The organism is Mameliella sp. AT18, assembly GCF_028807275.1.
GTDB lineage: Bacteria > Pseudomonadota > Alphaproteobacteria > Rhodobacterales > Rhodobacteraceae > Antarctobacter > Antarctobacter albus.
Genome location: NZ_JARAMO010000238.1, coordinates 1 through 1231, shown reverse-complemented (window position 1 = coordinate 1231; position 1231 = coordinate 1). Strand labels below are relative to the sequence as shown.

General features: G+C 60.7%; 1 protein-coding gene. It reads right to left on the bottom strand.

Going from position 1 to position 1231, the window contains the following annotated elements:
• Positions 1 to 38 precede the first annotated feature (38 nt).
• Positions 39 to 1168, bottom strand: a protein-coding gene (locus PVW46_RS21190; RefSeq protein WP_139132244.1) for an IS3 family transposase whose coding sequence is annotated in 2 segments (ribosomal slippage) — positions 39 to 925 and positions 925 to 1168 — 1131 coding nt in all. Because the reading frame shifts where the segments join, the coding sequence is not laid out codon by codon here.
• Between the last annotated feature and the right edge of the window lie 63 nt (positions 1169 to 1231).

The following is a 1231-nucleotide window of genomic DNA, read 5'->3' as shown; positions in this document are numbered from 1 at the left end:
TGGACCTGTCACGCTCTGGTGCCGCTCCGGGTTCTCATTTACGCGGCCTGAGCCTCGAAGACCAAGGGGCTTTTCCAGCCCAGGGCTGAGTGTCTGCGGCGCGGATTGTAGAAGCCGTTGATGTATTCGAAGATCGCCAACTCTGCCGCTCGGCGCGTCGGCCACGACCGCTGCCACAGCAACTCGGCCTTGATCGTCTTGAAGAAGGTCTCGACGGCCGCATTGTCGTAGCAATTTCCCGTCCCGCTCATCGACACCTTGAAGCCGTGCTGGCGCAGGATCTTCTGGTAATCGTGAGAGCCGTATTGGCTGCCGCGGTCCGTGTGATGGATGCAGCCCTTCGGTGGTTGGCGCAACGCAATGGCCATGTTCAACGCCCGGATCGCCAGGTCACGCTTCATCCGGTTGCTGACAGCCCAGCCGATCACCCGGCGTGAATGCAGGTCGAGAATGACCGCCAAATACAGCCAGCCCTCTTGGGTCCAGACATAGCTGATGTCACCCGCCCATTTCCGGTTCGGACGGGCTGCCGAGAAGTCGCGATCCAGCAGGTTCGGTGCGATGTTGAAGCTGTGGTTGCTGTCCGTGGTCGCCTTGAACTTCTTGTTCCGCCTGACCTTTATGCCATTTTCCTTCATCAGACGGCCAACGCGGCGGTGGCCCACGGCCAGTCCCAGCTCCTTCAATTCTTCGGTCATGCGTGGGCGACCATAACTGCCGAGCGACTGCTCGAACTGATCCCGGATGTGGGCCAGCACGACCAGGTCCTTGCGCTGGCTGGCGCTGACGGGACGGTTTCGCCAGGCCCGATAGCCGCGCGGGCTGACGTCCATGATCTGACACAGCCGGTTCACCGGGATGTCGTGCCGGTGTTCTTCGACGAAGGCAAACCTCATTTGCTTCTCTCCGCGAAGAACACCGTGGCCTTTTTTAGCACATCCCTCTCCTCCCGGAGCATGCGGTTCTCCTTCCGCAACTCCGCGATCTCGCGTTCGAGATCGGATTGGATCGTCGGTTTCTCAGGGCTGCGCCGATCCTGCTGGATCCAGCGGTTCAGCGTTGAGAAGCCGATCCCGAAGTCGGACGCTACCTGCTTACGCGGCAAGCCGCTCGTCAACGCCACACGCACTGCTTCGGCGCGGAATTCCTCGGTCGGTCGTGATGCCATCTGTGTTCTCCTTTGCGACACGATACGTGGTCAAAGGAGCGGCACAAATCCGTGACAGGTCCA